The sequence below is a fragment of the Thermogemmatispora sp. genome (assembly GCF_042408735.1).
Taxonomy (GTDB): domain Bacteria; phylum Chloroflexota; class Ktedonobacteria; order Ktedonobacterales; family Ktedonobacteraceae; genus Thermogemmatispora.
In genome coordinates this window covers 1-26949 of record NZ_JBHOQV010000135.1, presented here as the reverse complement: position 1 = coordinate 26949, position 26949 = coordinate 1, and the positions used below count along the sequence as shown (strand labels likewise).

Here is a 26949-nt window from a genome sequence, read left to right as displayed (position 1 = left end):
CTGGTTGCTTCACCTCCTTTCACCGTCATTGTTGCTCCGCCAAGAGAAGGATGGGTGTCCCGGGGCGGGTGGCTGAGCATGTTGGGGAACTACAGCATTATTCCATTGTATCACGGCGAGCAATGGCTGCCAGGTACGTTGTCGCCAGCAGCCGAGCAGCAAGCCGAGATCGTAGGCGCAGTCCTCGAGCAGAGAATAGAAGACGAAAGCTGGTAGGCTCAGGCGGGGACGCAGGCGCACGTAATCGACGCCCGCCACGATGGCCTGCAGGAGGGCGACCAGCGCCAGGAGCGGCGGAAAGAGCAGACCCACGGCCAGTAGCGCGAGCGTGTAGTAGCGGGTCAAGTGGCGGCAGAGGTGATAGGTGTAGGCCAGATGGCTGCGCAGCGTTGCTCGCCACAGTTGCCAGGCTGTGAGCGGCAGCCGAGCCTGGCGCACAAGCTGACGGCGGCGCCAGGCACTGGCGCAGGGCAGCAGCAGAGCCAGCAGGACCAGCAAGAGCGAGCGACCCACACGCCCCTCACGGCCGGAGCGGCCCAGGTCCTGTTCTCTACCTGGAGAGGGACGGCTTTCCAGGCCAGCACTGAGCAGTTGCCAGAGACCAGCAAGGCTCAATGCGGCGAAACTCGCTTCCCGTGGCGGGAGCAGCAGGATCCGGCGCTGCTGTGGATGAAGTTTTTGGAGCGTGGCCTCGGCCGAGGCGTAGCGCACGCGCGTTCCCAGGAAGGTCGCCAGGTGCGTGCGATAGTCGTGATAGGCCAGGGCCTCGGGAGCGGGCCAATAGCGAATGCGCCAGCCCTGAGCCAGCAGTCGATAGCAGAAATCAACGTCTTCGCCGCACGTCAGGGAAGCGAAGCCGCCCAGGGCCTGCCAGGCCCTCCGACGCACGAGCAAGGAGGCTGTTGGAAGATAAGTCAACGGCCCGCTCAGGCGCACCTCCTGGGGCTGCAATCCCATGAAGAGCGAAGAACGCAGGTCCTCATAGCGTCCCAGGGCGCTCTTGGTCTCATAGGCACGGATCTGCCCGCCGACAGCAGCTACCCGCGCATCGCCAAAAAATGGCACCAGGGTGATGAGCCAGTCTGGCGTGAGGACACAGTCGTCATCGACGAAAGCCAGCAGCTCAGAGCGCGCCACGGCGGCGCCGCTATTGCGGGCGGCGGCAGGACCCTGGTGGAGGGGGTGGCGCAGGCAATGCAGTCTTAGACCTCGGCCGGCAAAGATGGGGGCGAGACGGGCCAGCAGGGCAGGAGTGTGATCCTGGGAGGCGTCGTCGACTACGATAATCTCCAGGGCCTCTGCAGGATAGTGTATTTCTAGCAGGGCCTGCAGACAGCGCTCAAGCTGGCGAGCGCGGTTGCGGGTGGGCACAATCACCGAGACATTCGGCCATGATGGGGGGGGAAGTGGAGGACCGGCCTCCAGCAGCCCCCTGGTGCTCAGGTGCTGGCAGAGGGCGACCACTCGCCTGGAAGGAAGCCCGGTCAGCCGCACCAGCTCCGCTACGCTGCGCTCCTGACGGCAAAGGTTGAGAAGCTGCCAGGCATGCTGACCAGGGCGCAGCACGCGCAATGGGTAAGTGGCGATGACCACCCCTTCTGGCTGGTTGCCTGCTCCCTCTAACAGGCGCAAGCCTGGGGCCAGGCGGTAGCAGCCTGGGGACGGATACTGGGAACTTCTCGCTCTCATGGCTGCTCTGCTTCTCCTTCTCCTCCCCGGGCGAGGAGCTGCAGAAGCTGACCTGGGGTGACAGGATAGACCGTCTCGTCCAGCGCCTGCAGGGCCTCTAGCAGAATGCTGGGTGTCAGCCGCCAGGCCAGCACGTAGAGCTGCAGGAAAAGCGGGCGGGCCCGGTGTAAGGTCTGCATGCCCTTGACGACTTGCACGAGCTGGGAGGCACTGCTAACGAGACCCAGGTTGTGGTAGACAGGCAGACCATGGATTTTCTTATAGTTTAGAGTGAGGCCGCCAGCGCCGGTGAGCAGGCCACGCAGTCCACTGGGCTGGAGAGCTTCGATAAAGGCGCGCTGTCGCTCGACGTTGTACATGCGCATGCTAGTTGGGAGCGGTAGGCCCAGCCGCTGGCACCAGCCGCCATCGAGGACCTGGAGCAGGGAGAGGCCCATTGCGGAGAGCAGGCGTTGACTATGCTCCAGAAAGGCGGGTAGCTCAGCGCTCGGCCAGCGCGATGGAAAGATATAGGCGGCGCCGCTGGGGCCGGCGATCAGCTCGTCCTGGGGACTGGCCGTTTCCAGATAATAAGCCGCCAGGGCGGGAGCTGCCTCTACAAGGGCGGGGGCGATCGTCCAGCCAAGTGGCAGCCTGCCGCGAGCCGGATCGCGCCACAGATGGAGCAGGCGATGCTGAGCATATTGCAGGTTATCGCCGTCGCTCATCGTCAGCGCCAGATAGACCCGCGGCTCCAGCGCTGGCAGCGGGTGCTGTGCGCGCCGACGCTGGTAGCGCTCGGCCAGGACCTGCAGGCGTTGGCCTGGCTCCGTGGGCTGCAGAGCGTTCCAGACCTCAAGATTGTTACAGTGGTCGCTGGCCAGCACCGCCACAGCCTGCTCTGAGGCCAGAGTTACTCCACTTCCCTCGTCTGGAAACCAGCCCAGGTGGACGCTGCCGGGCTGAAGATCGGCGAGCAGCTCCTTCAGGAGCTGGCGTTGCTGAGCGGCGGAAGGGTGCCAGGAGCGTGAATCTAGCCAGTGGACAAAGGTGCCTGTTGCCACCAGGAAGGAGCGCAAGCCACTGGGAATCTCGGGGCACATGCCGGCCAGAATGCGCTGTGAGCGCTGAGCCTGGGTGGTCTCTTTGGCCCAACGGTACGCAAAACTCTCGCTCGGCCAGCGTGCGAGACGCAGATCCATCAAGATGGGCTTCTCCGCTGCTGCCTGCAGCCGCGGCAACAGCTCAGGGGCCACTACCACTCCGGCATGGCTGCCGGCCAGGGTCGTCGCCACATTGATGCTGACAGGCCGCAGGGGATCATAAACGATCACGCCACGGAAGTGCTGTCGGAAGCGAGTCACAAGCTCGCCAAGAAGGGTCTCGCCACTTGGAGCCAGTTCTTCCAGAGCTACTGACCAGGGTACCAGGGCGCTACGCAGCCAGAAGAGGTCATCGTCGTGGGTTACCAGATAGAGCTGGGGTTGTGACCTGTTCACCAGGCCGGCCAGAGTGCTGGCTGCCAGCTTGACCGCGAAGGAGGTCTGACGCAGGTCGGCAACTAGCAGACGCTCTGGCAACCTGAAGCATGGAAAAAAAGAAGTTGCAGGCCAACTGGGAGGAGGCGGCGCTGTGCCCTGATCGGCAGCCATAAGTGGAAAAAAGATCCTTTCTGGCTGATGGAAGCCATCCTATGCCTTGCGGCGCGCTTGCGACGAGGCAGGCCGTGAGAGGCTTTCCGGCCTTCGAGGGGATTATAGGACAGGGAGCAGGCGCCGTCAAGGGCGCTGAGCTGAGCCAGGCCCGTCGGTCAAGCGGGCTGAAATGTTCGAAAACCAGAATGAATGCCGTATTGACCAGCTCAAAGGTCTGGAGTATGCTACTATACAAGCCTGCAAAAGCAGCGAAGCTGAGCAGAACCCAGCTACCGTCTGTCTTGTCTCGAGACCCGGTAGCTTCTCTTTCCACGTTACTGCTTGCCAGAGAATCGGCATTCTGCATTGCAGTTGAGACCCAGGGCCGGGTCCAGAAAGGATTGAAGCATGCCAGAGAAAATGTTTGCTCCCGAGCTGTTCAGGCCTCCCGTCGAGTTCCCGGAAGTTCCCTACGATCAGTTGCTGCGCAGAGCGGCGGAGCGCAACCCCGATGGGCGGGCGATCATTTATCACGACCTCAGCCTGACCTATCGTGAGGTTGTCTCGATGGTGAACTGTGTCGCCAACGGGCTATACAATTTGGGGCTGCGCAAGGGCGAGCGTCTCTGCATCTTTACCCTCAATCGTCCAGAATACACCATCACCTTTATTGCTGCCGCCTCCATTGGTCTGGTAGTCTCCCCCATGAATCCCTCCTACAAAGAGCGCGAGATCGCTTATCAGTTAGAGAACTCGGAGGCCAGCGCTATTCTGGTACAGCGTGAGCTGCTGCCGCTGCTGCAAGCTGTGCTGGCGCAGAAATCGCTGCCCCAATTGAAGCACGTGATTGTAACTGGCAGCCATGTTCCTGAGGGCCTGCCCCAGGCGATCCCCTTTGGGCGTCTGCTGCGCGAATCCTCGCCCAAAGCGCCGCCGGAGGTGCCAATCGATCCCGACGATCTGCTGGCTCTCCCCTATTCTTCGGGTACCACCGGCCTGCCCAAAGGAACCATGCTGACCCACCGCAATCTGGTCTCCAACAACCTGCAGTTCACCACCGCCCTCCAGACGACCTTTACCGATGTGGCCCTCCTCTTTCTGCCCTTCTACCACATCTATGGCGTCATGCTGACAGGTGGCTTTCTGGCCTGTGGCGCAACGCAGATCGTCATGGAGCGCTTCGATATGCTTCAGTCTCTGGAGCTATGCGAAAAATATAATGTGACCTACTATTTTGCTGTTCCTCCAATTATCCTGGCACTCGCGAATGCCCCCATCGATCTAAGTAAGCTCAAGAGCGTCAAATATATCTTCTCCGGCGCGGCTCCCCTGGCACCGGAGCCGGCGCGCAAGGTGCAGGAGAAGACTGGCATTCAAGTCGTCCAGGGCTACGGCCTGACCGAGGCCTCTCCGCTCACCCACGCTCAGCCAAAGGACCCGGCTCTGGTGCGCCTGGAGAGCGTCGGCCTGCCGGTGCACAATACCGAGCAGAAGATTGTCGATCTTGAGACTGGCACGCGCGAGCTGCCGGTTGGCGAGGATGGTGAGATTATCATCCGTGGTCCCCAGGTGATGAAAGGCTACTGGAAGGCCCCCGAAGAGACAGCCCAGACGCTGCGCGACGGCTGGCTCTACACAGGCGATATCGGCCATGTCGACGAGGACGGCTACACCTACATCGTGGATCGCAAGAAGGAGATGATCAAGTACAAGGGCTTTGGCATTGCGCCCGCGGAGATCGAGGCCCTGCTGCTGGAGCATCCGGCGGTCATGGATGCGGCGGTGATCCCTGTGCCTGATCCCGAGGCTGGCGAGGTGCCTAAAGGCTTTGTCGTCCTGCGTCCAGGCCAGAGCGTGACACCCGATGAGCTGATCGCCTTTGTCAACGGACGGCTGGCCGGCTACAAGCGCCTGGGCTTTGTGGAATTCATCGATTCCATTCCCAAGGTAGCCTCTGGCAAGATCCTGCGCCGCGAACTGAAAGAGCGTGAGCGGGCGCGCCGCGCCGCCGAACAGCAGACCCTCTAGCGGGGAAGCAGAGGATCTCAGGCTTCCAGGCTAGCCCGCATCGCCTGCGCTTACTCTGTTGGCCGGGTTGCCCGATAGGCAGGGACCCCTGGCAAGGCCAGGCGGACAGCGGCCAACAGCCTCCCTGGCTACCCACGCCAGGGAAGGCAAACGACGGCCTCGAAAGTAACGTGGGGTGAGAGCAGCAGCCGGCGTAAGCCGGCGGCGTTCTCACCCCGCTCTCTCTTCTCGGAGGCACTCGCCGATCACTGGTGACTTCCCTGGTCCCTGGCTCGCCCTCGCTTGTCAGCTTAATCAGGGCGAGTCGCCCGGACTCGTCCGAGAGCAGGCTCCGCCGAAGGCTCCTTCAGATGCTCCCTCTACTCCTAGAGCGCGCTCAGGAACATGCCGCGAGCCAGAACCTCGCCGGCCAGGGTCATGACAACGATCAGGTAAAGCATGCCTGTTGCCGATTGGAAAGAGCGCTCACGTGCCAGCTTCCAGGTGAGGGCCCCCAGGACGAGCGGGAAGGCGAAGCCAAGCAGGATGCGTAGCCAGCCGAGGACATCCATGCTCAAAGGGCTAACCGTGGGGACGCCGGCCGGCTTGACTGCTGCGGATGTGCCGGGAGTGGCTGGAACAGGCGTCGGGGTGGGCGTGACCGTGACCGTGTTCTGGGCTGCATGGCTGAGGGCCGTCGAGGCGGCAGAGCCGGCCAGCGTGGCACTGGCCAGCGTCAGAACGATCTGCAACACAATGGCGATCAGAACTACTGCCGTGCTGAAGAGCAGCGGGCGCTCGCTCAGGGCTGGTGTGACCAGGTACCAGTGACCGAGCCACATGGAGGTCATGACGCCCCCAACGGCCAGGGCTGCGATGAAGAAGCTCAGCACCGTCAGTGCTCCCCCGAGCGGAGAAGGGGCCAGCGGACGATAGATCATCCCAAGCACAAAGAGCATGAGCAAACCGGCCACTGAGGCCAGAGCGCCACTAATCAGGCGCAAGGCCCGAACCACTGAAAGCCTCCCTTCCCCAGCCTGAGCCGCTTTCTCTTTGCCATCTACTCCGGCTCGCCTGTCTACGATCAGGAACAGCAAATAGGGTATCAAGAGAATTAAAAATGCCAGGAGCACTGGACCTGCGTAACCGGTCCATTGTTTATCGAGACGCTCGAAGCTATCCAGCAGAGGTTGAGAGGCAAAGCTTTGTTGGAACAGATAGGTGAGCGCGGTAAAGAGCAGGTAGATGATTGTAAAGAAAAGAAGAAAGCTCCGCCGCACCTCACTGCGCCAGTCCAGTACGTAGAGCAGCAGGAACGAGCCGATGGCCAGCTCGCTCATGACAATCGAAAGCACCAGTGGGAGTGTCTGTATCATGCCGGGAACATATCCTTTGAGATCGCATCTTCCATCGAGGTGACAGCGGCAGCCTGGCCAGCCAAGAGCAGGTGCTGCCTTCACCCTGACAGATTATACTCCTCCTTCGCCAGCCGGGACAATCCGGCAGTTGGCAGATCATCGGTGGCTCGGGGCGGGGGTTGGCCGATTGCCTGCCCTGGTCCTATCGGTCGATCGTCGCGGGGCCTTTGTGCTCGCCTACTGGCATTGCAACTTTTCTCTCAGTTTCGCGTAATCGCTACGGCAGCGGCAGAGTCAAGACCTGCCGGCGAAGGGGCAGAGACCTTCGATTCTCTGACGGCTAGCCACTCTGGCGGCTCTTAAGCGAGAGCGCAAACAGAAGACGGAGGCATGGGGAGAAAGCAACTATGAGCCAGCAGCACATGATGTTTCCACCGGCTGAGGAGCCGGAGTCGGCAGCGACCGAAGAGCGAGCGCGGGCCGAGGGGGAGCCGGCCTATAGCAGGCGCTCTTTTTTTGAGGAAGGCTACGAAGGCCACGCGGCCTTTGGCAAAATCCAGCCAGGTCCCTCCTCTCCTCCTGCCTGGCAGCTTGTTCTGATCGTTGTTGTTCTGGTGATCGTAGGCAGCCTGTTTGTAAGCTATCTGAACAATCTCCTGGGCCTGCTGCTGGCGCTGGTCGCCCTGCTTGTTCTGGGGGGCATCGTCGCCTTCTGGGGCTTCAGCCGGGCGATCACCCTGCCGGCCAATCGCTTCGAGGTTACCGGTCGTCCGACGCTCATCATTCGCAATCCTGCTGGTCCTATCGCTATCCGGCGTGGAGAGGGCCAGGCTATCGAGATTCTGGCAACCAAGTACCTGAGCGGCCTCTTTGGCGGACGCGACGAGCTGGTTGTTGACTGCCGACAGCAAGGAGAGACGGTCAGTGTCGATGTCTCGGGCCTCTACCAGCGGCCCTTCTCGCCTGGCAGCCTGGGCTATGTTCGGCTGGATGTCAGTGTTCCGGCGGTTTGCGATCTGCAGATCGAGGGTCAGGCTGGTTCAGTCAACGTGCTCGGTGGACAGGGGCGGCTGATGATCCGAACAGGGGCTGGCACGATCACTGTGCTGCAAGCGACCCTCGAAGATCGGTCGAGCCTGGTCACTGAGGCCGGCACCATTACCGTGCAGCAGAGCCAGCTCTGTGGGCAGGTCTCCTTTCATACCAATGCCGGGTCTATCTCTTTTGGCGGGTCCCTGCAAGCGGGCGGCCACTATCAGATGACGACCAACGCCGGCACAATCGACGCCACTCTGTCGCCTGAGACGCCACTTCTGCTGACAGCCTCCTCCAATCTAGGGAGCGTCTGGAACGAATTCGGACAACCGCTGGTTGGGACGGGAGGTTCACCCCAGGCGCAGCTCCAGCTCCATACCAATCTTGGCAGCGTAAGGGTTCGTCGCGCGGACTCCCTCGCCCGTTGACGTAAGAGGCCCGAGCCTGATATACAAAGCCCTGGAAGCGCGACCGCTCCTTGGTGAGCAGCGGTAGCCAATCGCCCAGAGAAAGATACAAGAGGAGTCAAAAGGCTGTATGAAGCATTCCGAGCGTCAGACTGTCTCCTCCGGCTCGCCCTACGAGGGAGTCATTGGCTTTGCGCGGGCTGTGCGCGTGGGGAACGTTATCGCCGTTTCCGGAACGGCGCCCCTTGGTCCCGATGGCAAAACGGTAGCCCCTGGCGATCCCGCCGCACAGACCAGGCGCTGCCTGGAGATCATTCAGGCGGCGCTTGAGCAGCTTGGGGCTGACCTTTCGGCGGTGATCCGGACGCGTATTTTCCTGGCCCGGGCTGAAGACTGGGAGCAGGTGGGCCGTGTTCATGGCGAGTTCTTTGGCGCCGTTCGCCCTGCTGCTACAATGGTGCAGGTGGCGCGCCTGCTCGATCCCCAGTGGCTGGTAGAGATCGAGGCCGATGCCCTTCTCCCCGAAGGAGCAGCCTAGGAGCAAACGTCAGCGCACTGGCGCACTGAGAGCTGCGGCTCAGCTCAGATTGGGCTGGATAAGCCAAGCCAGCGATTGACAGCGAGTCGCTCGCTCTCCTACACTATAGCGCGAGAGCCGGAGGCCAGAGGTCGTGTCCCTGCTCTCGCGCTTGCTCTCCGTGCTCCCAGCCAACCATTGCCGCTCTCCCAGGGAGCGCAATCCGCTTGAGGGGACCGAAATGATGCTTCGTTGTCCGAATCCACGTTGTCAGGCCAGCTATCCTGAAGGCACCTTCCAGTGCAGCAAGCCCTTCTGTCAGTGTCTGCTTCCTGGGGCTGTAGTTGCTGGCCGCTACATCGTTGAGCAGCTTCTCGGTCTGGGGGGTATGGGGGCGGTCTATCGCGCCAGAGACAGCTTCGACGAGCAGGATGTTGCGCTCAAGATTCTCTCGCTTCATATCGCCAACATGGACAGTGCCACGGCGGCGGAGCGCTTCAAACGCGAGGCTCGCTATGCCCATCAACTGAGGCACAAGAACATCGTGCCGGTGCTCAACTTTGGTCAAGACGGTCGGCTGCTCTACCTGGTGATGCCTCTGGTGACTGGGGGGACGCTCAAAGCCCTGCTCAAGGATGAGAAGCCGTTATCGCCAGAGCTGGCTCTGCGCTACCTCTCCGATCTTGCCGCGGCTCTGGACGCGGTGCATGCCCATCCGCAGCGGATTGTTCATCGCGATGTCAAACCCTCCAATCTCCTCATCCATCAAGACGATGGGCGGCTGGTTCTGACGGACTTTGGCATCGCGCGCGCAATGGAGAGAGAGCCGCCCCTGACCCAACGCGGTTGGGCCCTTGGAACCCAGCACTATATTGCGCCCGAGCAAGAGAAAGGGCATGCTGAGCCGGCAAGCGATATTTACTCAATGGGGGTCGTGGCCTATCAAATGTTCACGGGCCTGCTTCCCTTCCAGGCCATTGTGCGCAGCCACTCAGCCGAGCTACCCCCGCCGAGCCAGCTCAATCCAGCTCTCAATCCCGAAGTCGACGCTGCTATTCTCCGGGCCATGCACATTGATCCCGCGCAGCGCTGGCCGAGCGCGCGCGCCTTTGCCGATGCCGTCGAAGTGGCCCTCTCCCTGGCTCCGACCGTGATTATGCCGCCTCCAGGGGCTGGCACCGCTCTGCGCAGCGGTGCCAATCTCCTGGTGCGTACCCTCGTTCCCGAAAACCCCTGCGGGGTCTGTGGCCGAGAGAATCGTCCTGGCTCGCACTACTGTCGCCATTGCGGCCAGGCACTCAAGGGAACCTCGCCGCTGACCATTGACCTCTGCCAGGTTGGCTACATAAGCGATGTGGGGAGGCGCTATGTGGCGCAGGACAACGAAGACATGCTGCTCATTGTCCAGGGTCTAGGTCTCGGCCTTGGGCTGCCGCCGCGCCCGTTCGGCCTTTTTGGGGTCGCCGATGGCCTGCGTGGCCCAGAAGGACGCTTTAGCGGTGGGCATGAAGCCAGCCATCTGGCCATTGCCACCGTGGCTGATGTCCTGATCCCACGCCTGACCGCTGCGCCGGCTGGCTCGCAGAACAGAACCAGGACCCAGGCCCCTCAGCTCGCCGAGTCATGGCTGCGCGAGAGCGTTCTGCGCTCCAATCAGGTCATCTACCATTCCAACGCCGACTATAACACCACTATGGCCAGTACACTCACCGTGGCTCTACTGCACAGCCACCAGCTCTATGTGGCCAGCGTCGGCGATAGCCGAGCCTATCACTTTGTTCCCGGCAAGGGACTGGAGCGCATCACCTGCGATCACTCGTTGGCCGCTAACCTGGTCGAAGTAAAGCTATTGGCCCCCGACGATCTCTACAGTAGCGCCCGACGCCATCGTCTCTACCGCTATCTGGGCCAGGCGCACCATCTGCAGGTCGACTTTTTCAGCCGACAGGTAGCAGTAGGCGATCTGATTCTCCTCTGTAGCGATGGTCTCTGGCATATGCTTCGCGATGAAAGCCTGAGCGAGCTGCTGGCGCGCGGCGGCGACCTTCAGCAACTGGCCCGCTCCCTGGTCGATGAGGCCAATCGGGCCGGTGGTGAGGGCAACATCAGCGTCATTCTGGTGCGCGTCCAGTAAAGAGCTGGCTCCACTGACGTTTCCTTCCGCCCGCTGCGCGGGGAGAGCGTGGATGGCCCCTTCTCTTCCTCTCGGGGTTGAGGCAAACGCCTGGTGTCCAGCCCGAGAGGAGAGGAGGCCCAAAGCAAAAAAGCCAGGCTCGCGGGCCTGGATGCAAGACAGACAGAGACCTGCCCTCTCTTTTCTGGGAGAAACTGATTGCAGGCGTCGCTCTCACCGGAAGTGCAGGCCCCAGGCATTGCGACTGACAGGTCAGCCGCCCACAGGACCGCTATCGGCTCTAGCAGCCTGCTCGCGAGAGTCACTTTTCCCCACGGTCCTCCCTTACTACGGTCTTTCTGGTCCAGAGCCGCTTCCGGTGAGAGCGCACGATACGGGCGGAGGAGTAGCCCGTTGAAGCGATCCGCTCCGTGCGAACTGCCCGCACGCCTCAGCGGACGCCGGCGGCTGCCAGCTCCTTCTGAGGCTCAGGCTGAGCGACTGTGATCGCGATGCGCTTTGGCCGGCTGGCCTCGCTCACCGGAACCTTAATTGTCAGCAGACCATGCTCGTAGTGCGTCTCGATCTGGTCGGCCACAATTGGCTTAGCAAAGGTGACGCTGCGCAGGCACTCGCCGGAACCGATCTCGTGCAGCAACCAGCTCACCTGCTTCCCCTCGTCCACCAGGGCCGGATAGCGCGCCTTAATCGTCAGGGTATTCTCCTGGACCGTCAGATCGATGTCCTCCGGCTTCACGCCCGGCAACAGCGCCTGTACCTGATAGCCCTCCTCCGTCTCATAGACATTCAGGGGCAGGGCAGGGCTGAAGGGCGTGCCGAAGAACGGACGCACAACGGTCTGCTCGAACAGCCGGTCCATCGCCTCGCGCAGGCTCATCATCTCACGCCAGGGATCAAAGCGAACCATTGTCGTCATGGTCCGTCACCTCCTTCCGTGATCTGACTCACCCGGTCACGCAGCGATGTCAGACCATTCCCGACCATAGAGGCAGGCATGTAGGAACAAGATCCTATAGGCAGCCTCGCTGCCAGCCAGTCCCGCCACCTTCGTCTGCCGGAACCACCCGCTCTAGAGGCAGGTAGGGCGGTCAGTCACAGGCTCGATCAGGCGGGCGGGCTGGCTGGTCTCCTTCCAGCCTTTCCACCCCAAAGAAACAAGAGTGAGGGGGAGTTTATTCCCGTTCTGGGGGAGAAATTTCCCCCGGTGACCCGTCTTGCCTGCCCTCTTCTCCTGGCGTCTGCGGTCCAAGACCAACTCAACTACTCTGTAACCAATGTCCAGCAGCGGAGAACCTCGGCCACGCTCCAGGCCTGGGCAAAACAGCCGGCTGGCGTAAATGGTGGCTCTGGCTCAGCTACCTCGCTGATCGTACCCAGACAGGCCTCCCATAGGTGGCGGATCAGCGGCTCCAGCAGAGGCAGGATAGCCTGACTATCCTTGTAGACATGCAGATAGGCATCGATGTACGGGCCAATCAGCCAGGGCCAGACTGTTCCCTGATGGTAAGCGCTATCGCGCTGGCGCTGATCGCCATTGAAGCGTGATCGATAGCGAGGATCGTGAGGGCTAAGCGTACGCAGGCCAAGAGGAGTCAGGAGCTCGGCTTTCACCCGCTCGACAACGCTGCGCGCCTGCTCATCGCTGAGCAAGCGACGCGGCAAAGCGACTGCCAGGAGCTGGTTAGGGCGGAGGGCCGCATCGCTCTCGCCTTCCTGCCCATCGACATCCACCACATCGTAGAGGTAGCCTCCCTCGGGGTACCAGAAGCGCTCGGCAAAATGCTTACGCACCTGAATACGTAGCTGGCTATAGCGGGTAGCATCGACGGCCAGGCGCACCGCCCAGCTCTCCATACAGGCCAGAGCATTGTACCAGAGCGCATTGATCTCCACGGGCTTACCACGGCGCGGCGTCACCGGGCAGCCATCGATACGCGCATCCATCCAGGTGAGCTGCACGTCGGTCGTGCCCAACCCCACAAACAGCAGACCATCGCGCGCATCCATCCCGATGCCGTAGCGTGTTCCGCGGATGTACCACTGCAGGATCTCCTCCAGAGCTGGGAACAGCTCCTTAAGCAAGGTCCAATCGCCGGTAGCGGCCAGATAGCGATCGAGGGCCCGGAAGAGCCAGAGCGAAGCATCGACGGTATTGTACTCGGGGGTTGAAGCATTCTCGGGGAGGCGGTTCGGCAGCAAACCCTGATTGGCAGAAGCGGCGAAAGCCTTAAGCAAGCCGCGGGCCTCGCTGTAGCGCCCGGTGCTCAGGAGCAGGCCGGGCAAGGCGATCAAGGCATCGCGCCCCCAAACCTCGAACCAGGGATAGCCAGCGATAATCGTCTTGTGGTCGGGCGAGAGCTGCAAATAACGCTTGCCAGCGGGGGTAAGCACGTACTGAGGGCGGGCCACAATAAACTGGTCGGCGGCCACCACCAGGCGAGCGCGGACAGGGTCGCTCTGGGCCAAATCGTCAACGCTGCGGTCAGCAACGGCGAGAAGCTGCTTCAGACGGCGGCGATGGTGGGCATAAGCCTGGGCGACGTGCTCCTCGTGCTGTGGGCTGCCGAGCGCGGCGGGTAGCTCCTGCTCCGCGCTCAGCACGAGCGTCACTCGTTCGCCTGGGGACAGAGGGAGGTGAAAGACACCCGGCAGATAGACATCTTCCTCACAAGGCAAGCCGCGATCGCGATCATGACGATGAAGTACCCGCCAATACCACAGTCGGCGCGGCTCAAAGTGGGCTGAAGGCCCAACGATCAGCTGATAGAGAGGCGCCTCGGCACTGGCGCGGATGCGGTAGCGATTCCCATCCTGCTCGACCTGAAAATGCCAGCCGGGGTCTCCGTGCATCGTGCTGTGATGGCTACGGGCCACACAAAAAGGGAGCAACGTCAGTTGCGAAGGTGCGCGTTCATGCTCCCCCCCCTCGTCGTAGCTGCCGTGCAAAACATACTGGACGTAGGTCGTATTCTGGCCGTACTCCATCCAGATGCGCTTCTCCAGGGTCAGAGTGCTTCCCAGCCGATAACGAAAGCAGGGAATGTCGCCTTCGAGACAGACGCTGTCGAGGTACGACATTCCCTGAGGATCAAGCGTGCCATCGTGGTACTCGTTGACCCCCAGTTTGAGAACCTGACCCTGGGGGAGACGAAGCTCCTCATCGACCTTCGTCACGAGCACCCAACGCTCAACCGGCGGGCGAAGGGCAGCAACCAGCAGGCCGTGGTAGCTGCGCGTGGTGGCTCCTAGCAGCGAGCCTGCAGCATAGCCGCCGAGGCCGTTGGTGACCAACCATTCGCGCTCCAGGCCCGCCTGAACATCGCCGCAGATGGCGCGACCAAGTGAGAGATTCCATGCATTCAGCGAAGTGCGCTTCATTGCGCTGGTCTCAAACTGTTGCATCATGGCCCTCGTTCCCCTGGCGCTAAGATGGAGGCGTCAGCGCCGTTGGAGCGCCTGCCTCTCCGATCCTGCTGTTGATCTCTCCATCCATCGCTCTCGCCGCTGCGCAAGCCCTGGCCAGGCAAGGCAGCGGATGAAGAAGGATGCATCCATCCATCAACCTACCCGCGAATGCCGAAGCGCGCCCGACCAGGCCTTGCCTCACCGGGGGGCAGAAAGCTGCCAGCTCTGCTTGCCCAATCGAGCGCTCGACCCAAGGAGATGGCTTTATTGTGCCGGACGTGGCAGCTCGCGCAGGGCGGCCTTCATCCGTTGCAAAGCGGTCTCGATGCGCTCCTCGGGAGCTGTCATGGAGATACGCAGATACCCCTCGCCGGCGGCCCCGAAGTTTGATCCTGGGGTCAGCAGCACACCGGTCTGGTCAAAGAGCCAGCTTGCGAACTCGCGGGCCTTGAAGCCTTCGGGCACTGCTGCCCAGACATAGAGGCCAGCCTCTGTCTGGCGCGCGCGTAAGCCCAAGGAGTTGCAGCCCGCCACAAGCAGATCACGGCGGCGGCGGTAGATCGCGTTTCGCTCCTCTATCCAGGATTCGGGCAGTTGTAGGGCGGCAATGGCCGCCTGCTGGATTGGACGGAACATGCCGCTGTCAACGTTGCTCTTGAGCCGCCCCACCGCGTCCACGATCTCCCGATTGCCGACCAGCCAGCCGACGCGGAAGCCCGCCATATTGTAGGTCTTGCTGAGCGAGTGCAGCTCGACGGCTACCTCGCGCGCGCCCGGAATCTCCAGAATGCTGGGCGGGCGCTGTTCGAAATAGACCTCGGCGTAGGCCATGTCGTGGACGATGACCAGGTCGTGTCGGCGCGCGAAGGCGACAGCTCGCTCGAAAAAGGCGCGATCGGCGCAGGCGGCTGTCGGATTATTCGGATAGTTCAGCCAGAGAAGGCGGGCCTTCTGCAGCACCGAGGAAGGGATGCTTTCCAGATCGGGCAGATAGTCATGGCTTTCGCGCAGCGGCAACAGATAGGGATGGGCGCCGGTGCTGGTTGTGCCCGTCACATAGACGGTATAGTTGGGATCGGGCACAAGGGCCACATCGCCCGGATTCAGCACCGCCGCCGCCGTATAGGCCAGGCCCTCTTTTGATCCCAGGAGCGGCAGGGTCTCCTCCTCTGGCGTCAAATTCACGCCAAAGCGGCGCTGGAACCAGGCCACAAAGGCCTCATGGAGGGCGCGCGTGCCGCGATACTCGGGGTAGCGGTGGTTCTCTGGCTCGTGGGCCGCCTGGCAGAGGCGTTCAATGACAGCGGCGGGCGCCGGCAAGTCGGGATCGCCCATTGAGAGATTGATCACATCAACGCCCGCCGCCTGGCGGGCGGCCAACTTCTTCTGAGTTTCAGCAAAGTGATAGGGGGGTAAACTCTGAACAAGGCGTGATAGCTGCACGGATAGCTCTCCTTTTGCATTCGCAAGCAAGGTTAAGCCGCCAGCATCCCTGTGGCGGCAGCGGCTCAACGGAACAGGAGGGGCGCCACGCTACTCGGCAGGAGCAGCCTCGTACCAGTTCCGTCCCACTTTAGTTTCCACCCTGAGCGGAACCTTCTTCGCGATCTCAGGGATGTCCTCCATGATCGTCCGCACCAGGCGGCGAGTCCTCTCCAGCTCTTCCACTGGCACCTCGAAGACCAGCTCATCGTGGACCTGGAGAATCATCCGCGCCTTCAAGCCCTGCTCCTGGAGAGCGTGCTGGATGCGGATCATAGCAATCTTGATCACATCGGCGTTGGTCCCCTGGATGGGCATATTGATGGCCTCGCGCTCCAGAGCCTGGCGTTCTGGCCCGCTTAGAGTGCGCAAGTCCGGCAGGAAGCGCTTGCGCCCAAAGAGCGTATTCACGTAGCCCTGCTTGTAGGCCTGGTTCAGGGTGGCATCCACGTAGCGCCGCACCTCTGGAAAGGTCTCGTGGTAGCGCTTGATAAACTCGCTGGCCTGGGCGTTGCTCATGCCAGTCACCTGGGCCAGCCCGAAAGCGGACTGGCCGTAGAGGATGGCGTAAACCACGGTTTTGGCCAGGCGGCGCTGCTCGGACGTCACCTGGCTCACCGGTACATGGAAGAGGGAAGAGGCGGTGATCGTATGGATGTCCTCGCCCCGCTGGAAGGCCTCTACCAGCCGCTTCTCGCCCGTGATACACGCCAGAATACGCAGTTCGATCTGCGAATAATCGGCGGTGAGCAGCAGGTAGCTCGGATCAGCAATGAAGGCGCGCCGGATCTGGCGTCCGATCTCGGTGCGCACAGGAATATTCTGCAAGTTAGGGTTGCTGGACGAGAGCCGCCCACTAGAGGTCACGGCCTGATTGAACGAGGTATGCACACGCCCAGTCACGGGGTCCATCAGCGTCAACAGGCCATCGACGTAGGTTGACTTCAACTTGGTGAGCTGGCGGTATTCCAGCAGGGCATCGACGACGGGGTGGTGGCCTTTAAGGCTCTCGATAACCTCGGCGCTAACGGAATAGCCAGTGCGCGTCTTGCGTCCCGTCGGTAGTTTCAGCTCGACGAAGAGCACCTCCGCCAGTTGCCGCGTTGAATTGATATTGAAGCGATGTCCGACGGCGTCGTAGATTTGTTGCTCCAAGACACGGATCTGCTCATTGAGGCGCTCGCCGAAGTCGCGAAGAAAGTCGGCGTCCAGCGCTACGCCGTGTAGCTCCATCTGTACCAGTACGTCGACAAGCGGCATCTCTATGCGCTCGAAGAGCTTCCACAGACCGTGGCGCTGGAGGTCGCGGCGCAGAGGCGCGACCAGGCGCAGGGTCATATCGGCATCGGCTCCGGCGTAGTCGGCGGCGCGGGTGGCAGGAACCTGGGCCATGCTAATGGCCTTGCTGCCACTGCCAATGAGCTGGCTGATCGGGGTCATCACGTAGCCCAGGCGCTGGAAAACTTGCTCTTTCAGTCCCAAACCGCGCCGGCCCGGATCGAGCAGGTAGGCCGCCAGCAGCGTATCGAAGGTTAGCCCCCGGATACGCAGGCCATAACGGGCCATCACCAGCAGATCGTATTTGGCATTATGCATGTATTTGGCAATATGAGGATCTTCCAGCACTGGGCGCAGACGCTCCAGGACGACAGGCAGCGGAAGCTGGGGCGGCGGCTCTTCGCCGTCAAGCGTGCGCTGATGCCCGACGGGAATGTAGTAAGCTTCGCCAGGGGCCATGCTGAAGGCCAGTCCGACCAGCTCAGCCCGCCATTGATCCTCAGAAGAGGTCTCGATATCAAAGGCAAAGGCCCTGGCCTGATGCAGGCTGTGGACCAGCACCGCGAGCGCCTCCTCACTGGTGATCAGCAGTGTGTTGGTGGTTTTCTCGCTGACCGGCTCCAGCAGCGTAAGGCTCTCACCGATCGGGGGCAGGCGCAGATGGCGCACCTCTGCCACTGGTTGAGCTGGCACCTCAAAGAGGGTCAGCTGCTCTACCTGATCATGGTCCCTGGTCGGAGAGGACGATTGGCCGGTCGTTGCCTGACTGGGAAAGGCGGGTTCGGCGGCAGTCGCCGGCTCGCCCATCTGAGTGCTCTGAGCGGGCGGCAGAGGAGGCTCCAGAATGGGAACAAGGCCCAACGGAGCGCTTTCCTCTATCTGGGCGCCCTCCTCTTGTCCGGTCTGGACGGGCGGCCCGGCAAGACCAGTTCCGGATCTCTGCGGCGCCTCATCGAGGGCGTTGGCCTGACCCAAACTGCCGGCCTGGCCTCCTCTGGCGTCGCCAAAGGCTCCGCCAGGACCAGGCAGCCGATCGACCAGCGAATGAAATTCCAGCCTGCGGAAAAGGGCCAGCGTCCTCTCGCGATTGAAGCGTCCGACATCACAGGCGGCCAGATCGAGCTGCACGGGCGCATCGCGTACAATCGTGGCCAGATACTTGCTCTGGAGAGCCTGCTCGCGTGCCTCGCTCAGGGCCTTCCGCTCCTTGGGCTTCAGCTCGGCCAGATGCTCCAGGACGGCCTCTAGACTGCCATAGGTCGCGATTAGGCGGCTAGCCGTCTTCTCTCCAATGCCCGGCACCCCGGGAATATTGTCCGATGAATCGCCGACCAGCCCCTTGAAATCTGGAAGCTGGCCTGGTTCAATCCCATAGCGCCCCTGAACCGCGGCCCGATCGTAGATGGTCACCTCGCTGATGCCACGCTTGGCCACCATCACCCGGACACACTCGTCGACCAGTTGCAGCGTGTCCATATCGCCGGTCAGAATAATGGTCTCCAGGCCCTGCTCTGTGGCCTGACGGGCCAGTGTCCCGAGCAGGTCGTCGGCCTCAAAGCCGTCCAGCTCGTAGACGGGGAAATTGAAAGCCTGCACCAGCTCACGGATGAGCCCGAACTGCGAGCGCATCACTGGGGGCAGCGCAGGACGCTGCGCCTTGTAAGTCGGAAGTGCCTTGTGGCGAAAGGTCTCCACCGAACGATCGAAGGTCACGGCTACATAGGCCGGACGTACTTCGGCCAGAGCCTTCAGCAGCATACTGGCGAAGCCGAAGACCGCGTTCACAGCCTCTCCACTGCTGGTCGTCAGCATCTCCGGCAGCGCGTGGAAAGCGCGATGGATCAAGGCATGTCCATCGACCAGGAGCAGCTTTTTGCCGCTCTCGCCGCATCGAGATTTTTCTTGTGCTCTCGAGATGTCGCTTTGACTCATACTTCTTTAAACCCTCAGGCCCCACAAACTCCTCACGGCGTACTTGCTGACTCTCCAGGGGTGTAGCCTGACCCTCGCGCGAGCGCCTCAAGCGGGAGCCGTTGCCAGGACGCGATAACCTGGCTGGGGCTGGCTCTCCCAGGCGCAAAGGCTGGCCGTGACCTGGGTCCCATCGTCGGGCGCCTGGAGAAGCGCGAACGTATACTGCGTCACCTCACGCAGCGGCGAAGTGGCCGGCGTGGGTGGCCAGCCCGGGGAGCGCAGCCAGGCCAGCATGGCTGGCGTCATCTCCTCAGGTGCAGGCCTGGCCAGGCGCCGCGTCCACGTTCCGGTATTCAGGTAGCACCGGCGGCCATCGCTCAGAGGCTGAACGCGCCACGAATGGGTATGGCCGGCCAGAGCATAGCGCAGATGTGGCTCGCGCTGCAGGAGCGCACACATGCCGGTGCCGGTCCCGTCCACCGGGCCTGCCGTGGGATTCCCGAAGATGCGGCCCACCGTCTCCAGCAGAGTCCGCTCGCTGGCAGCAGGCCCACTGGCCTGGGCCAGCGCTTCCCGCAGCAGCTGATACTCGGCCATCAAGGCACGTGTGGCCTGCTGCTCATCCCAGCCTGGCACCGGCTGCCAGTCACTTTTCTGACGCGCCATGTCTTGCTGGAAGGCGGCCAAATCCTGCATGGCCGCCTCGAAGAGGCGAAGGGCCACCCCTTCCTCTCCTGCCCTCAAGCCGGCCAGTGGCTGATATGGGTGGCTGATCAGGCCGACGAGATTGACCACCACCTCACGTAGCAGCTCGGGTGCGAACAGGCTCAGCAGAGCCATCTGACGCGGATAGCTCAACGACGGTTCCAGATGGTCGAAGTAAGGGAAGCGCTGATGGATCAACGCCCCTGCCTCTTGATAATACCACGAACCGGCGGACAGGAGAATCTCCTCCGCAGGGGGCAGCGGCTCGCCGGCCGCGGTCCACAGCCCAGCGCTGCGATGATTCCAAAAATCATAGAGGTTGCCATGTTCTATGGCTACCGTTGGCAGCGGCTGATAGCGCGGACATGGCCAGAAGCGCAGCCGCTCCTCTGAGGAAGCGGGCCAGCCGATGGCCTGGCGTAGGCGCTGCTGCACCGCAGGCAAAAGCAGCTCGATATCATGATTGCCGGGAACAAAGGTCACGCGCCGTCCCGGCTGGCGCAGGAAGCGTGCCAGGGCCTCAAAGAAAGGCTGGTGGGTGGCGATCAGCCGCTCTAGCTTCTCCAGGGCCTGGGCCACCGTTCGGCTACGAGCATGCAGGAAAGGAGCAGTGGCCAAAAAATCAAAGCAGTCGCCATTGATCACCAGCTCGACCGTGTCCTCTCCCCGGCCTTCGCCGAAGACGCCCCCAGGAGAGGCGGCCTGCAGCAGCTCCTCCCAGGCCCGTTGCTGCTCCGCGGTGAAGCCTTCAAAAGGCTGTTGACCATCAGCCAGGTGGAGATCGCTGACGACCAGAATAGTCACGGACATCAAAAAAGACCCCTTCCAGTCCGCAGGACTGCTGCAAAGACGATCAGGAGATCGTCACACAGCTTCAGTGGAGCTTTCCTGTTGATGGCTCACGAATCGGCAGCCGTAACGACCGCTCGCTTTCCAGGGAAGAAAGCGGCCATCAACCTGACATCTGCTCCATTTTAGTACGTTTGTGCGTAGTTGTATAGTGTAGTTAACTGGCAGACAGCGTTCAACTGTTCTGGCCTCACGAGAGGATGCTACCCCCAGGGCTATACTCTCGTATAGAGGGACCGAAAAAACGTCTGCTCGTGAATCGCCAGATGGCACCTCTTCCGGGGCAGCCCGGGAGGCGATCCGGCTCTCTCCACTCAGCGAGGAGAAGACGGCGCGCTTGGGGTGTCAGAAGCGCTGGTGATTGTGCCTGTTACAAGCTAATCCCAAAGAGTAGGAGAGCATGCTATGGCTGAGGATCTGGAAGAACTGCTCACAGTACGTGAAGTTGCGCGCCGTCTGCGCGTGGACGATACAACGGTGCGTCGTTGGATTAAGAGCGGGGCGCTGGAGGCCATTACCCTCCCCCATCGTGGCAAGCGCCAGGCCTATCGGATCAAGAAGTCCACGCTGGATGCGCTCATGAGAGGCACAGCCCCTGCATCGTAGAGGACCAGCCGCTGCCGGGCCGCGGTCCTTCTCTCGCCCTACCGGTGGCGGCTGCCCCTACTTGCTTGCGGGGCCAGGGCTCCCAGGCTGCGCCCATTGAGAAGAGGCGCAGCCTCTCCCTCCTCTATGGACCTTGTGGCCAGGCCCGGTCATCTTCCCGGCTCCGGCAGCACCCGTCAGATGAGCCTGCCGCTGGCAGCCGCGGAGGCGGCGAGCCTCTTCTGCCCACCGCCGTCCTCCGTCTCGCTTCCCCCTCACCCTCTTCTGTCTACCCCTATTCTTGCTCTATCAATCTGCATTTTTAATACGACCAATCCTTATTCATGGCTCTATTATCATAGATAGATTCAAATCTATACAATAGAGAACAGAGCTACACTAGAGGTAGCGGAGAGCCATCGATTGAGACAGCGGCAAGCCAAGCAAGCACAGAAGGGAGAGAGACACTTGGTCAAGATCGCCATTACTGGCGGAGCAGGCTTCATTGGGGCGCATCTGGTCCGTGCCTGTCTGGATGCGGGTCATCAGGTCATCGTCATCGACTCGCTGGCCAGCGGCGGGCGGGAGCGCCTTGATCCGCGGGCGCGCTTTTACCATCTAGACATTCGTGATCCACGACTGCACGCGGTGCTCCAGATGGAGCGTCCAGAAGTTGTCAGCCATCACGCGGCCTGTCGAGCGGCGTCCCTGCCAGGTCAGCGTCCCCTGACCGATGCTGACATCAACCTTCACGGACTGCTCAACCTGCTTGACGGCTGCGTCGCGGCCAACGTCGGTCGCATTATCTTTGCCTCTGGCGGCAACGATCTCTATAGCGGAGAAGGCCAGGCGCTTCCCCTGAGCGAGGAAGCTCCGCTCTGTCCACGGCGTCCTCTCGACATTAGTAAGCTCGCCGGAGAATGGTATATTCGCTATTACAGCCGCTACTATGGAATAGAGCATATTATTCTACGCTATGCCGACGTCTATGGAGAAACCGACAGACAGACTGCCCAACATCCCTTAACTGAATTCATCTACAGCCTACTGGAACAGAAGCGGGTAGTCATTCGGGCGCCGCAGGGAGAGAGGCGCGATCACATCTACATCGCCGATGTCGTACAAGCCCATCTACTGGCTCTAGAGCGTGGTGGCAACCGGACCATCCACATCAGCAGCGGAGTCAGCACCAGCCTGGAAGAATTCTATCAGCGGGCTGCCGCCCTGCTCGCCAGCGACGCGCCTCCGCTCTATCTCAGCGAGCGCGGACGGACGGGGGGCGCCGTTGCTCTGGACAACAGCCGGGCGAAGCAGCTGCTTGGCTGGCAGCCGACCATTGATCTCGAGGAAGGCATCCGGCGCACCGCGCAGAGCATCTGCGCCAGCCTGGGCCGCAGCCTGCCGCTGGTTGCGCTGCAGCCCGTCCAGGCGCGCCCACTTGAAGTCATGCCCGCCTCGCGCCTGGCCGCCTCGGCCTCAGCCTGACAGCCAGAGGTGGGCCGGGTCGAGACAGCTCAGAGAGGGGACCGGACCAACTTCACAGAACGGCTCACTCTCTCGCTGGTCGGCGACTCAGGTAGACGGTTGAGAGATGGCCCAGCGGGCCGCAAACAGACAACTATCTCTACCGCTCTGCGATGCCTGGACAAATGCCCAAATGGTCAGCCCCGGAGGCTGGCGGTTGAACCAAGGTGGGTAAGGTTGCCCTGGCGGCGCTCCAGCATCTGAGGGATAGCCAGCTTGCAGGAAATCCAGACCTCTCATGCTGATGCAGCGACAGCGGCGACAGCGGACCGGACACCGAACTCGAAGGCCCCGTTGCGGCCACTCCCTCCACCGCAGCGGGGCCTCTTGTGCATCGGCAGACGGACCGTCAGCCGGTGCTGTTTTCCTGCTGTCCGTCTGCTGGGGGTGATCATCTCGCGAGCCTGGCAGAGCGGCAGATCCGCCCCCAGCTCCAAAGCTACTCTACTGCTGGAGGCCGCTCACCACGCGCGCATACTTCTCGGCCAGAGCCTGGGCCTGCTCGCTCGATTCCGACTCGGCCACCACATGGAAGAGCGGGCGATCGGCATCGGGCAAGACCAGGACCCACTCCTTGCTTCCCAGGTCGATCTTGATGCCGTCGATCGGCTTGGCGCGTCTCTCACGATACTGCTCGCTCAGGATACGCATCACCTTGCCCTTATGCTCCCAGGGGCAGGCCACGCGCGTGCGACTCAGGTAGTAGCTTGGCAGATCATCCACCACCTCAGAGAGCTTCACCTCAAAGTAAGCCAGCAACTCCAGCAGCTTAGCCACGGCCATCATCCCATCGAAAGCTGGCAGAAACTCCGGGAAAATGAAGCCGCCCTCGCCATCGCCGACCAGCACCACCCCCTCGCGACTGGCGGTCGCCATCAGAGCCTGTGGCAGAACGCGCGTATGCAGAATATAGCCATCGTAGCGCTTAGCGATATGCTGAAGGGCGCTGGGGGCAGTGACCGGAGCCGCCACCGTGGCCTGGTGGAAGCGGCGCAGCATCAAGCTGGTCATCACAGCCAGCATTTTCATCCCGTCCAGAATGCGCCCGCGGTCGTCCACCACCGCGATCCGCTCGCCAGCCGGATCGATGCGGACACCGAGATCCGTGTGTAGGGCCGCCGTAATTGTTGCCAGGCGCTGCAGATCGCGCTCCACCTCATCTTTGGTACGGGTCACCAGCGACTCATCGGCGCTTGTATTCAGGATAATCACATCCACGCCGAGACGGTTAAAGATGCCAGGCAGGAGTTGGGTGGTGCTTCCGTGAGCGTAGTCCATCACGATCTGGAACTTGCGCTGGCGGATCAGGCCCTCATCGACCCCCTTATGAAAGCCCTCCAGATAGAGGTTGAGCACGCGCTCATTCTCCTGGACCTCGATCGACCCCAGATCATCGATATAGACGCGGCGGAAATCCTCGCGGAAATAGAGGTTCTCCACCTTACGCTCCGTGGCCTTATTGATGTCGAGGCCGTACTGGTCAAAGAACTTAATGTCGACGATGCGTGGATCGTGAGGAGAGAGGCGCACATGGATGCCGCCAACGGCCTCCGTATTGCGCACATAGTAGCGAGCGACCGGAATCGGCACCTGATTAATATCGTGGACATTGATCCCAGCCGAAGGGAGGCCAGCCACAATGGCGCGTTTAATCATGCGCGAGGTGCGATGAGACGAATCGCGATTCACCGCGACAACGCTGCCCTTGGGAAGGATGGCGCCATAAGCCGCGCCAAGGCTGGCAGCAAACTCGGGGGTAAGATCGATATTCACCAGGCCCGTCACCCCATAGCGCCCGAAGAGACCGCGTCTTCCCTGCGAGCCCCAGATAATGCTATTATTGACCACGGCGCCGGTCTCGATCTCCTTATCGGGCCAGATCTTCACGTTGGGCTGGATAATAGCCCCCTCCTGAACGATCGAATTATCGCCGATCACCGAGCCCTCGAACATCACCGCTTTGCTCTTGATGCTGGTCGAGGACCCCACGAGAGCGCCCCGCAACTCGGCTCGCTCGCCGATGTACGAATTATTCCAGATGATGCTGCGGTCCACCTGGGCCCGTTCATCGACGATCGTATAGTGGCCGATAATGCTGGGACCGTGGATAATGGCGCCCGACTTAATTTTGCAGTCGTGTCCCAGGTAAACCGGCCCGTAGAGCTGGGCGTCCTCGGCGATCTCGACGCCTTCCTCGCACCAGACACTGTTGCCGATATGGCGGCCGGGAATATCGATCTGAACGCGCCCCTGCAAAGCATCGGCATTGGCGCGCATATACTCGCTCAGGTTCCCCACATCGCACCAGTAGCCGCTGGCAATATAGCCGTAGATGGGATCACCCTTCTTGAGCATCAGAGGAAAGAGGTCCTGGCTGAAATCGAAGGGCTTATTCTTCTCAAAGTAGGTCAGGACGCGGGGGTCGAGCACGTAGATGCCCGTGTTGATCGTATCGCTGAAGACCTCGCCCCAGCTAGGCTTTTCCAGGAACTGCGTGATATGGCCGTCCTCGTTGGTAATGATGACCCCGTACTCGAGTGGATTGTGAACGTGAGCGAGCGTCAGCGTCGCCAGCGCTTGCTTTTCCTGATGAAAGCGGATGATATCGCTCAGGTTATAGTCAGTGAGCGCATCACCGCTGATCACCAGGAACGGCTCGGTCAGGTGCTCCTCAGCGTTTTTCACGCTGCCGGCGGTCCCCAGGGGGACATCCTCGCGGGAGTAAGTGATGCGCATACCGAACTGCGAGCCATTGCCGAAGTAGTCCTCGATATTGCTCGCCAGGTACTGGACCGTCACGATGACCTCGGTGATGCCATGTCGCTTCAGGAGGTTCAGGATATGCTCCATGACGGGCTTGCCCACGATCGGCACCATTGGCTTGGGGCGCTTAATGGTTAGGGGACGTAGGCGAGATCCTTCCCCTCCGGCCATAACAACCGCTTTCATGACTTCTCTCTCCTTGGCGCGGGGTTGCTCATCTGGTCATGGAAACTGCAACGGCGCAGCAGGGGGCTGCGCCGTGATCTACTGCCTGCCTCATTGCTATTGTACCTCACGGCAAAAGGCAGGGACAAGGATCTTCTTCCCTGGCTTGCTCGACAGGCACGTCTGCTAGAGATAATCGCTCAGGCGGCCATCTTCAATCAGCCAGTGCATACAGCGCTGAGAAGGATTCTCCTCGCGGGCCAGCCGCTCTTCGTAGGCTTCGCGCAGCTCGATCAGGCGACTGGCCTCCTCGACTGTGAAACCCTCATCCAGGAGGGCATCGATCAGCAGATCACTATAGTGCTGCATCTAGCAGGTCCTCCTTTCTTCTCTTCGTCTTTCGTCGCTTTCTTGAAGAACTGGCAGGCCCGACCGACCGGGGAAGGCGGGCGTCGCGAGGAACGGAGGGGCCATCCTGCCCCTTTCGAAGGGATGGGTGGACGCTAGGACAAAGCAGCCAGACAAGCACATCTCAGCCTCGCCGTCTGGTCTCCGCTGGCTCGCTAACGAGGGAAGGCGAGGCTGGCAGTCCCTTCTCTCCAGAGACAGCGCCAGGGGGTGCTGCTAAAGACATGCGGGCCGTCCCCGGCCGGAGAGGAAGGTCCCGTCAAGTGCAGCGGCCTGGGCCTGGAACGCGAGAGAAGAGAGCTGGACCACCAGGCAGCAAGGCGTTGGCCTCGGCCTGGAGAATCGGGACAGCGCCAGGAAGGCGGTCGAACGGTCATACGCCAGGACAGCCTGTGGAAGAAAGAAGAGCGCGGAGAGAGCGGCAGCCCCGCGCCACTTGCTTTCAGCTCCACCAGGCCGGCGTTCACCTGCGTACTCTGGTATACCGTTACTCTGGTACTCTGTACAGTGTACAGTATAACGCGCGCAGCAGGGTCCTGGCCAGGCGCGCTGAACGTCTTTCAGTGGCCTTGAGCGCCATTCCCGGACGGCGCCGGGAGGGCCGGAGTCGGAAGGCACCTCCCTGATTGCGACTGGGAAGAGGCCGCCGGACCCCAGGTTCCGCTCAGTCGCCTTCCCAGGACTGATTGCGAATGTAGTGCTCTATTTCCTCTTCGTGATCGTAAAAATAGCTGATGGCATCGTAGACCTGAGCCAAGCTCAGGCGGTGGATGCGAGCAATCTCTTCGGGGTCCTTGCCCGATTGAAAGAGCAGGATCACATGGCGTACCCCGGTGCGCGTGCCTTCAATGATCGGCTCGCCGCCGTAGATAGCGGGGTCTCGAACAATATAAGGATGGGCGGTACGCTCGATAGCCATAGCGGAACTCCTCCTTTCCTGGACCAATCTTATTGTATATTATTTCAAGCATTGAGAACCTGCGCATGGGCATGAAAGAACCCTTAAAATCCGCACGGTTGATCGTTCCTGTTGACGTTGGCGTTCTGGTCGAAAAGCTCAAGGAAAAAGTGTTCAAGTAAATTTCAACGAAAAGCTTGACAGCACCTGAAA

At 61.4% G+C, this 26949-nt stretch carries 17 protein-coding genes; 6 read left to right on the top strand and 11 right to left on the bottom strand.

Annotated features, from left to right (window positions below; translation table 11 throughout):
- Positions 1 to 9: 9 nt before the first annotated feature.
- Both mftF and ACFMO7_RS13940 read right to left on the bottom strand, forming a co-directional pair.
- On the bottom strand, positions 10 to 1689 hold the full coding sequence (gene mftF / locus ACFMO7_RS13945; RefSeq protein WP_376796096.1) for a mycofactocin biosynthesis glycosyltransferase MftF: 1680 nt from the start codon (positions 1687 to 1689) through the stop codon (positions 10 to 12).
- Positions 1686 to 3320, bottom strand: coding sequence for a GxGYxYP domain-containing protein (locus ACFMO7_RS13940; RefSeq protein WP_376796095.1), 1635 nt, complete (start codon positions 3318 to 3320; stop codon positions 1686 to 1688). The genes mftF and ACFMO7_RS13940 overlap by 4 nt, the downstream gene beginning before the upstream one ends.
- 390 nt (positions 3321 to 3710) lie before the next feature.
- On the opposite strand from ACFMO7_RS13940, the gene ACFMO7_RS13935 reads away from it, so the two are divergent.
- A complete protein-coding gene (locus tag ACFMO7_RS13935) occupies positions 3711 to 5330 on the top strand; it encodes an AMP-binding protein (RefSeq protein WP_376796094.1) in 1620 nt (539 codons plus the stop codon).
- A 365-nt stretch (positions 5331 to 5695) separates the two neighbouring features.
- Here the strand turns inward: ACFMO7_RS13935 and ACFMO7_RS13930 are convergent, their stop codons facing one another.
- A complete protein-coding gene (locus tag ACFMO7_RS13930) occupies positions 5696 to 6685 on the bottom strand; it encodes a hypothetical protein (protein ID WP_376796093.1) in 990 nt (329 codons plus the stop codon).
- A 389-nt stretch (positions 6686 to 7074) separates the two neighbouring features.
- On the opposite strand from ACFMO7_RS13930, the gene ACFMO7_RS13925 reads away from it, so the two are divergent.
- The 3 genes from ACFMO7_RS13925 (at position 7075) to ACFMO7_RS13915 (ending at position 10760) form a co-directional block, all read left to right on the top strand.
- Positions 7075 to 8130, top strand: a complete 1056-nt coding sequence (locus ACFMO7_RS13925; protein WP_376796092.1) for a hypothetical protein — start codon at positions 7075 to 7077, stop codon at positions 8128 to 8130.
- A 109-nt stretch (positions 8131 to 8239) separates the two neighbouring features.
- A complete protein-coding gene (locus tag ACFMO7_RS13920; protein ID WP_376796091.1) occupies positions 8240 to 8647 on the top strand; it encodes a RidA family protein in 408 nt (135 codons plus the stop codon).
- Between the two features lie 220 nt (positions 8648 to 8867).
- The gene (locus ACFMO7_RS13915; protein WP_376796090.1) at positions 8868 to 10760 is read left to right on the top strand and encodes a protein kinase; all 1893 of its coding nucleotides are present in this window, start codon (positions 8868 to 8870) and stop codon (positions 10758 to 10760) included.
- A 430-nt stretch (positions 10761 to 11190) separates the two neighbouring features.
- Here ACFMO7_RS13915 and ACFMO7_RS13910 read toward each other — a convergent pair whose 3' ends face one another.
- The 5 genes from ACFMO7_RS13910 to ACFMO7_RS13890 form a co-directional block, all read right to left on the bottom strand.
- Positions 11191 to 11676 (bottom strand): Hsp20/alpha crystallin family protein, encoded by a 486-nt coding sequence (locus ACFMO7_RS13910; RefSeq protein ID WP_376796089.1) that lies wholly within the window; start codon positions 11674 to 11676, stop codon positions 11191 to 11193.
- A gap of 344 nt (positions 11677 to 12020) precedes the next feature.
- Positions 12021 to 14165, bottom strand: coding sequence for an amylo-alpha-1,6-glucosidase (locus ACFMO7_RS13905; RefSeq protein WP_376796088.1), 2145 nt, complete (start codon positions 14163 to 14165; stop codon positions 12021 to 12023).
- A gap of 264 nt (positions 14166 to 14429) precedes the next feature.
- Positions 14430 to 15608: an LL-diaminopimelate aminotransferase gene (locus ACFMO7_RS13900; RefSeq protein ID WP_376796087.1), complete on the bottom strand. Its 1179-nt coding sequence runs from the start codon at positions 15606 to 15608 to the stop codon at positions 14430 to 14432.
- A 90-nt stretch (positions 15609 to 15698) separates the two neighbouring features.
- Positions 15699 to 18857, bottom strand: coding sequence for a DNA polymerase I (gene polA / locus ACFMO7_RS13895; protein WP_376796086.1), 3159 nt, complete (start codon positions 18855 to 18857; stop codon positions 15699 to 15701).
- Positions 18858 to 18944: 87 nt separating this feature from the next.
- Entirely contained in the window at positions 18945 to 20354 is a 1410-nt protein-coding gene (locus ACFMO7_RS13890) for a metallophosphoesterase (protein ID WP_376796085.1), read from the bottom strand.
- Between the two features lie 444 nt (positions 20355 to 20798).
- Here ACFMO7_RS13890 and ACFMO7_RS13885 point away from each other — a divergent pair, with 444 nt between their 5' ends.
- Positions 20799 to 20999, top strand: a complete 201-nt coding sequence (locus tag ACFMO7_RS13885) for a helix-turn-helix domain-containing protein (protein WP_376796084.1) — start codon at positions 20799 to 20801, stop codon at positions 20997 to 20999.
- A 447-nt stretch (positions 21000 to 21446) separates the two neighbouring features.
- Positions 21447 to 22463: an NAD-dependent epimerase/dehydratase family protein gene (locus ACFMO7_RS13880; protein WP_376796083.1), complete on the top strand. Its 1017-nt coding sequence runs from the start codon at positions 21447 to 21449 to the stop codon at positions 22461 to 22463.
- Positions 22464 to 22946: 483 nt separating this feature from the next.
- On the opposite strand, the gene ACFMO7_RS13875 is transcribed toward ACFMO7_RS13880, so the two are convergent.
- The 3 genes from ACFMO7_RS13875 to ACFMO7_RS13865 all read right to left on the bottom strand — a co-directional run bounded on the left by ACFMO7_RS13875 (position 22947) and on the right by ACFMO7_RS13865 (position 26757).
- Positions 22947 to 25451 (bottom strand): sugar phosphate nucleotidyltransferase, encoded by a 2505-nt coding sequence (locus ACFMO7_RS13875; protein WP_376796082.1) that lies wholly within the window; start codon positions 25449 to 25451, stop codon positions 22947 to 22949.
- 165 nt (positions 25452 to 25616) lie between these two features.
- The gene (locus tag ACFMO7_RS13870) at positions 25617 to 25799 is read right to left on the bottom strand and encodes a hypothetical protein (protein WP_376796081.1); all 183 of its coding nucleotides are present in this window, start codon (positions 25797 to 25799) and stop codon (positions 25617 to 25619) included.
- 703 nt (positions 25800 to 26502) lie between these two features.
- A complete protein-coding gene (locus ACFMO7_RS13865; protein ID WP_376796080.1) occupies positions 26503 to 26757 on the bottom strand; it encodes a DUF433 domain-containing protein in 255 nt (84 codons plus the stop codon).
- Between the last annotated feature and the right edge of the window lie 192 nt (positions 26758 to 26949).

Bases quoted from the DNA above. Each gene is read 5' to 3' on its own strand.
- mftF (WP_376796096.1), bottom strand. From the start codon at position 1,689: ATGAGAGCGAGAAGTTCCCAGTATCCGTCCCCAGGCTGCTACCGCCTG.
- ACFMO7_RS13940 (WP_376796095.1), bottom strand. From the start codon at position 3,320: ATGGCTGCCGATCAGGGCACAGCGCCGCCTCCTCCCAGTTGGCCTGCA.
- ACFMO7_RS13935 (WP_376796094.1), top strand. From the start codon at position 3,711: ATGCCAGAGAAAATGTTTGCTCCCGAGCTGTTCAGGCCTCCCGTCGAG.
- ACFMO7_RS13930 (WP_376796093.1), bottom strand. From the start codon at position 6,685: ATGATACAGACACTCCCACTGGTGCTTTCGATTGTCATGAGCGAGCTG.
- ACFMO7_RS13925 (WP_376796092.1), top strand. From the start codon at position 7,075: ATGAGCCAGCAGCACATGATGTTTCCACCGGCTGAGGAGCCGGAGTCG.
- ACFMO7_RS13920 (WP_376796091.1), top strand. From the start codon at position 8,240: ATGAAGCATTCCGAGCGTCAGACTGTCTCCTCCGGCTCGCCCTACGAG.
- ACFMO7_RS13915 (WP_376796090.1), top strand. From the start codon at position 8,868: ATGATGCTTCGTTGTCCGAATCCACGTTGTCAGGCCAGCTATCCTGAA.
- ACFMO7_RS13910 (WP_376796089.1), bottom strand. From the start codon at position 11,676: ATGACGACAATGGTTCGCTTTGATCCCTGGCGTGAGATGATGAGCCTG.
- ACFMO7_RS13905 (WP_376796088.1), bottom strand. From the start codon at position 14,165: ATGATGCAACAGTTTGAGACCAGCGCAATGAAGCGCACTTCGCTGAAT.
- polA (WP_376796086.1), bottom strand. From the start codon at position 18,857: ATGAGTCAAAGCGACATCTCGAGAGCACAAGAAAAATCTCGATGCGGC.
- ACFMO7_RS13890 (WP_376796085.1), bottom strand. From the start codon at position 20,354: ATGTCCGTGACTATTCTGGTCGTCAGCGATCTCCACCTGGCTGATGGT.
- ACFMO7_RS13885 (WP_376796084.1), top strand. From the start codon at position 20,799: ATGGCTGAGGATCTGGAAGAACTGCTCACAGTACGTGAAGTTGCGCGC.
- ACFMO7_RS13875 (WP_376796082.1), bottom strand. From the start codon at position 25,451: ATGAAAGCGGTTGTTATGGCCGGAGGGGAAGGATCTCGCCTACGTCCC.
- ACFMO7_RS13870 (WP_376796081.1), bottom strand. From the start codon at position 25,799: ATGCAGCACTATAGTGATCTGCTGATCGATGCCCTCCTGGATGAGGGT.
- ACFMO7_RS13865 (WP_376796080.1), bottom strand. From the start codon at position 26,757: ATGGCTATCGAGCGTACCGCCCATCCTTATATTGTTCGAGACCCCGCT.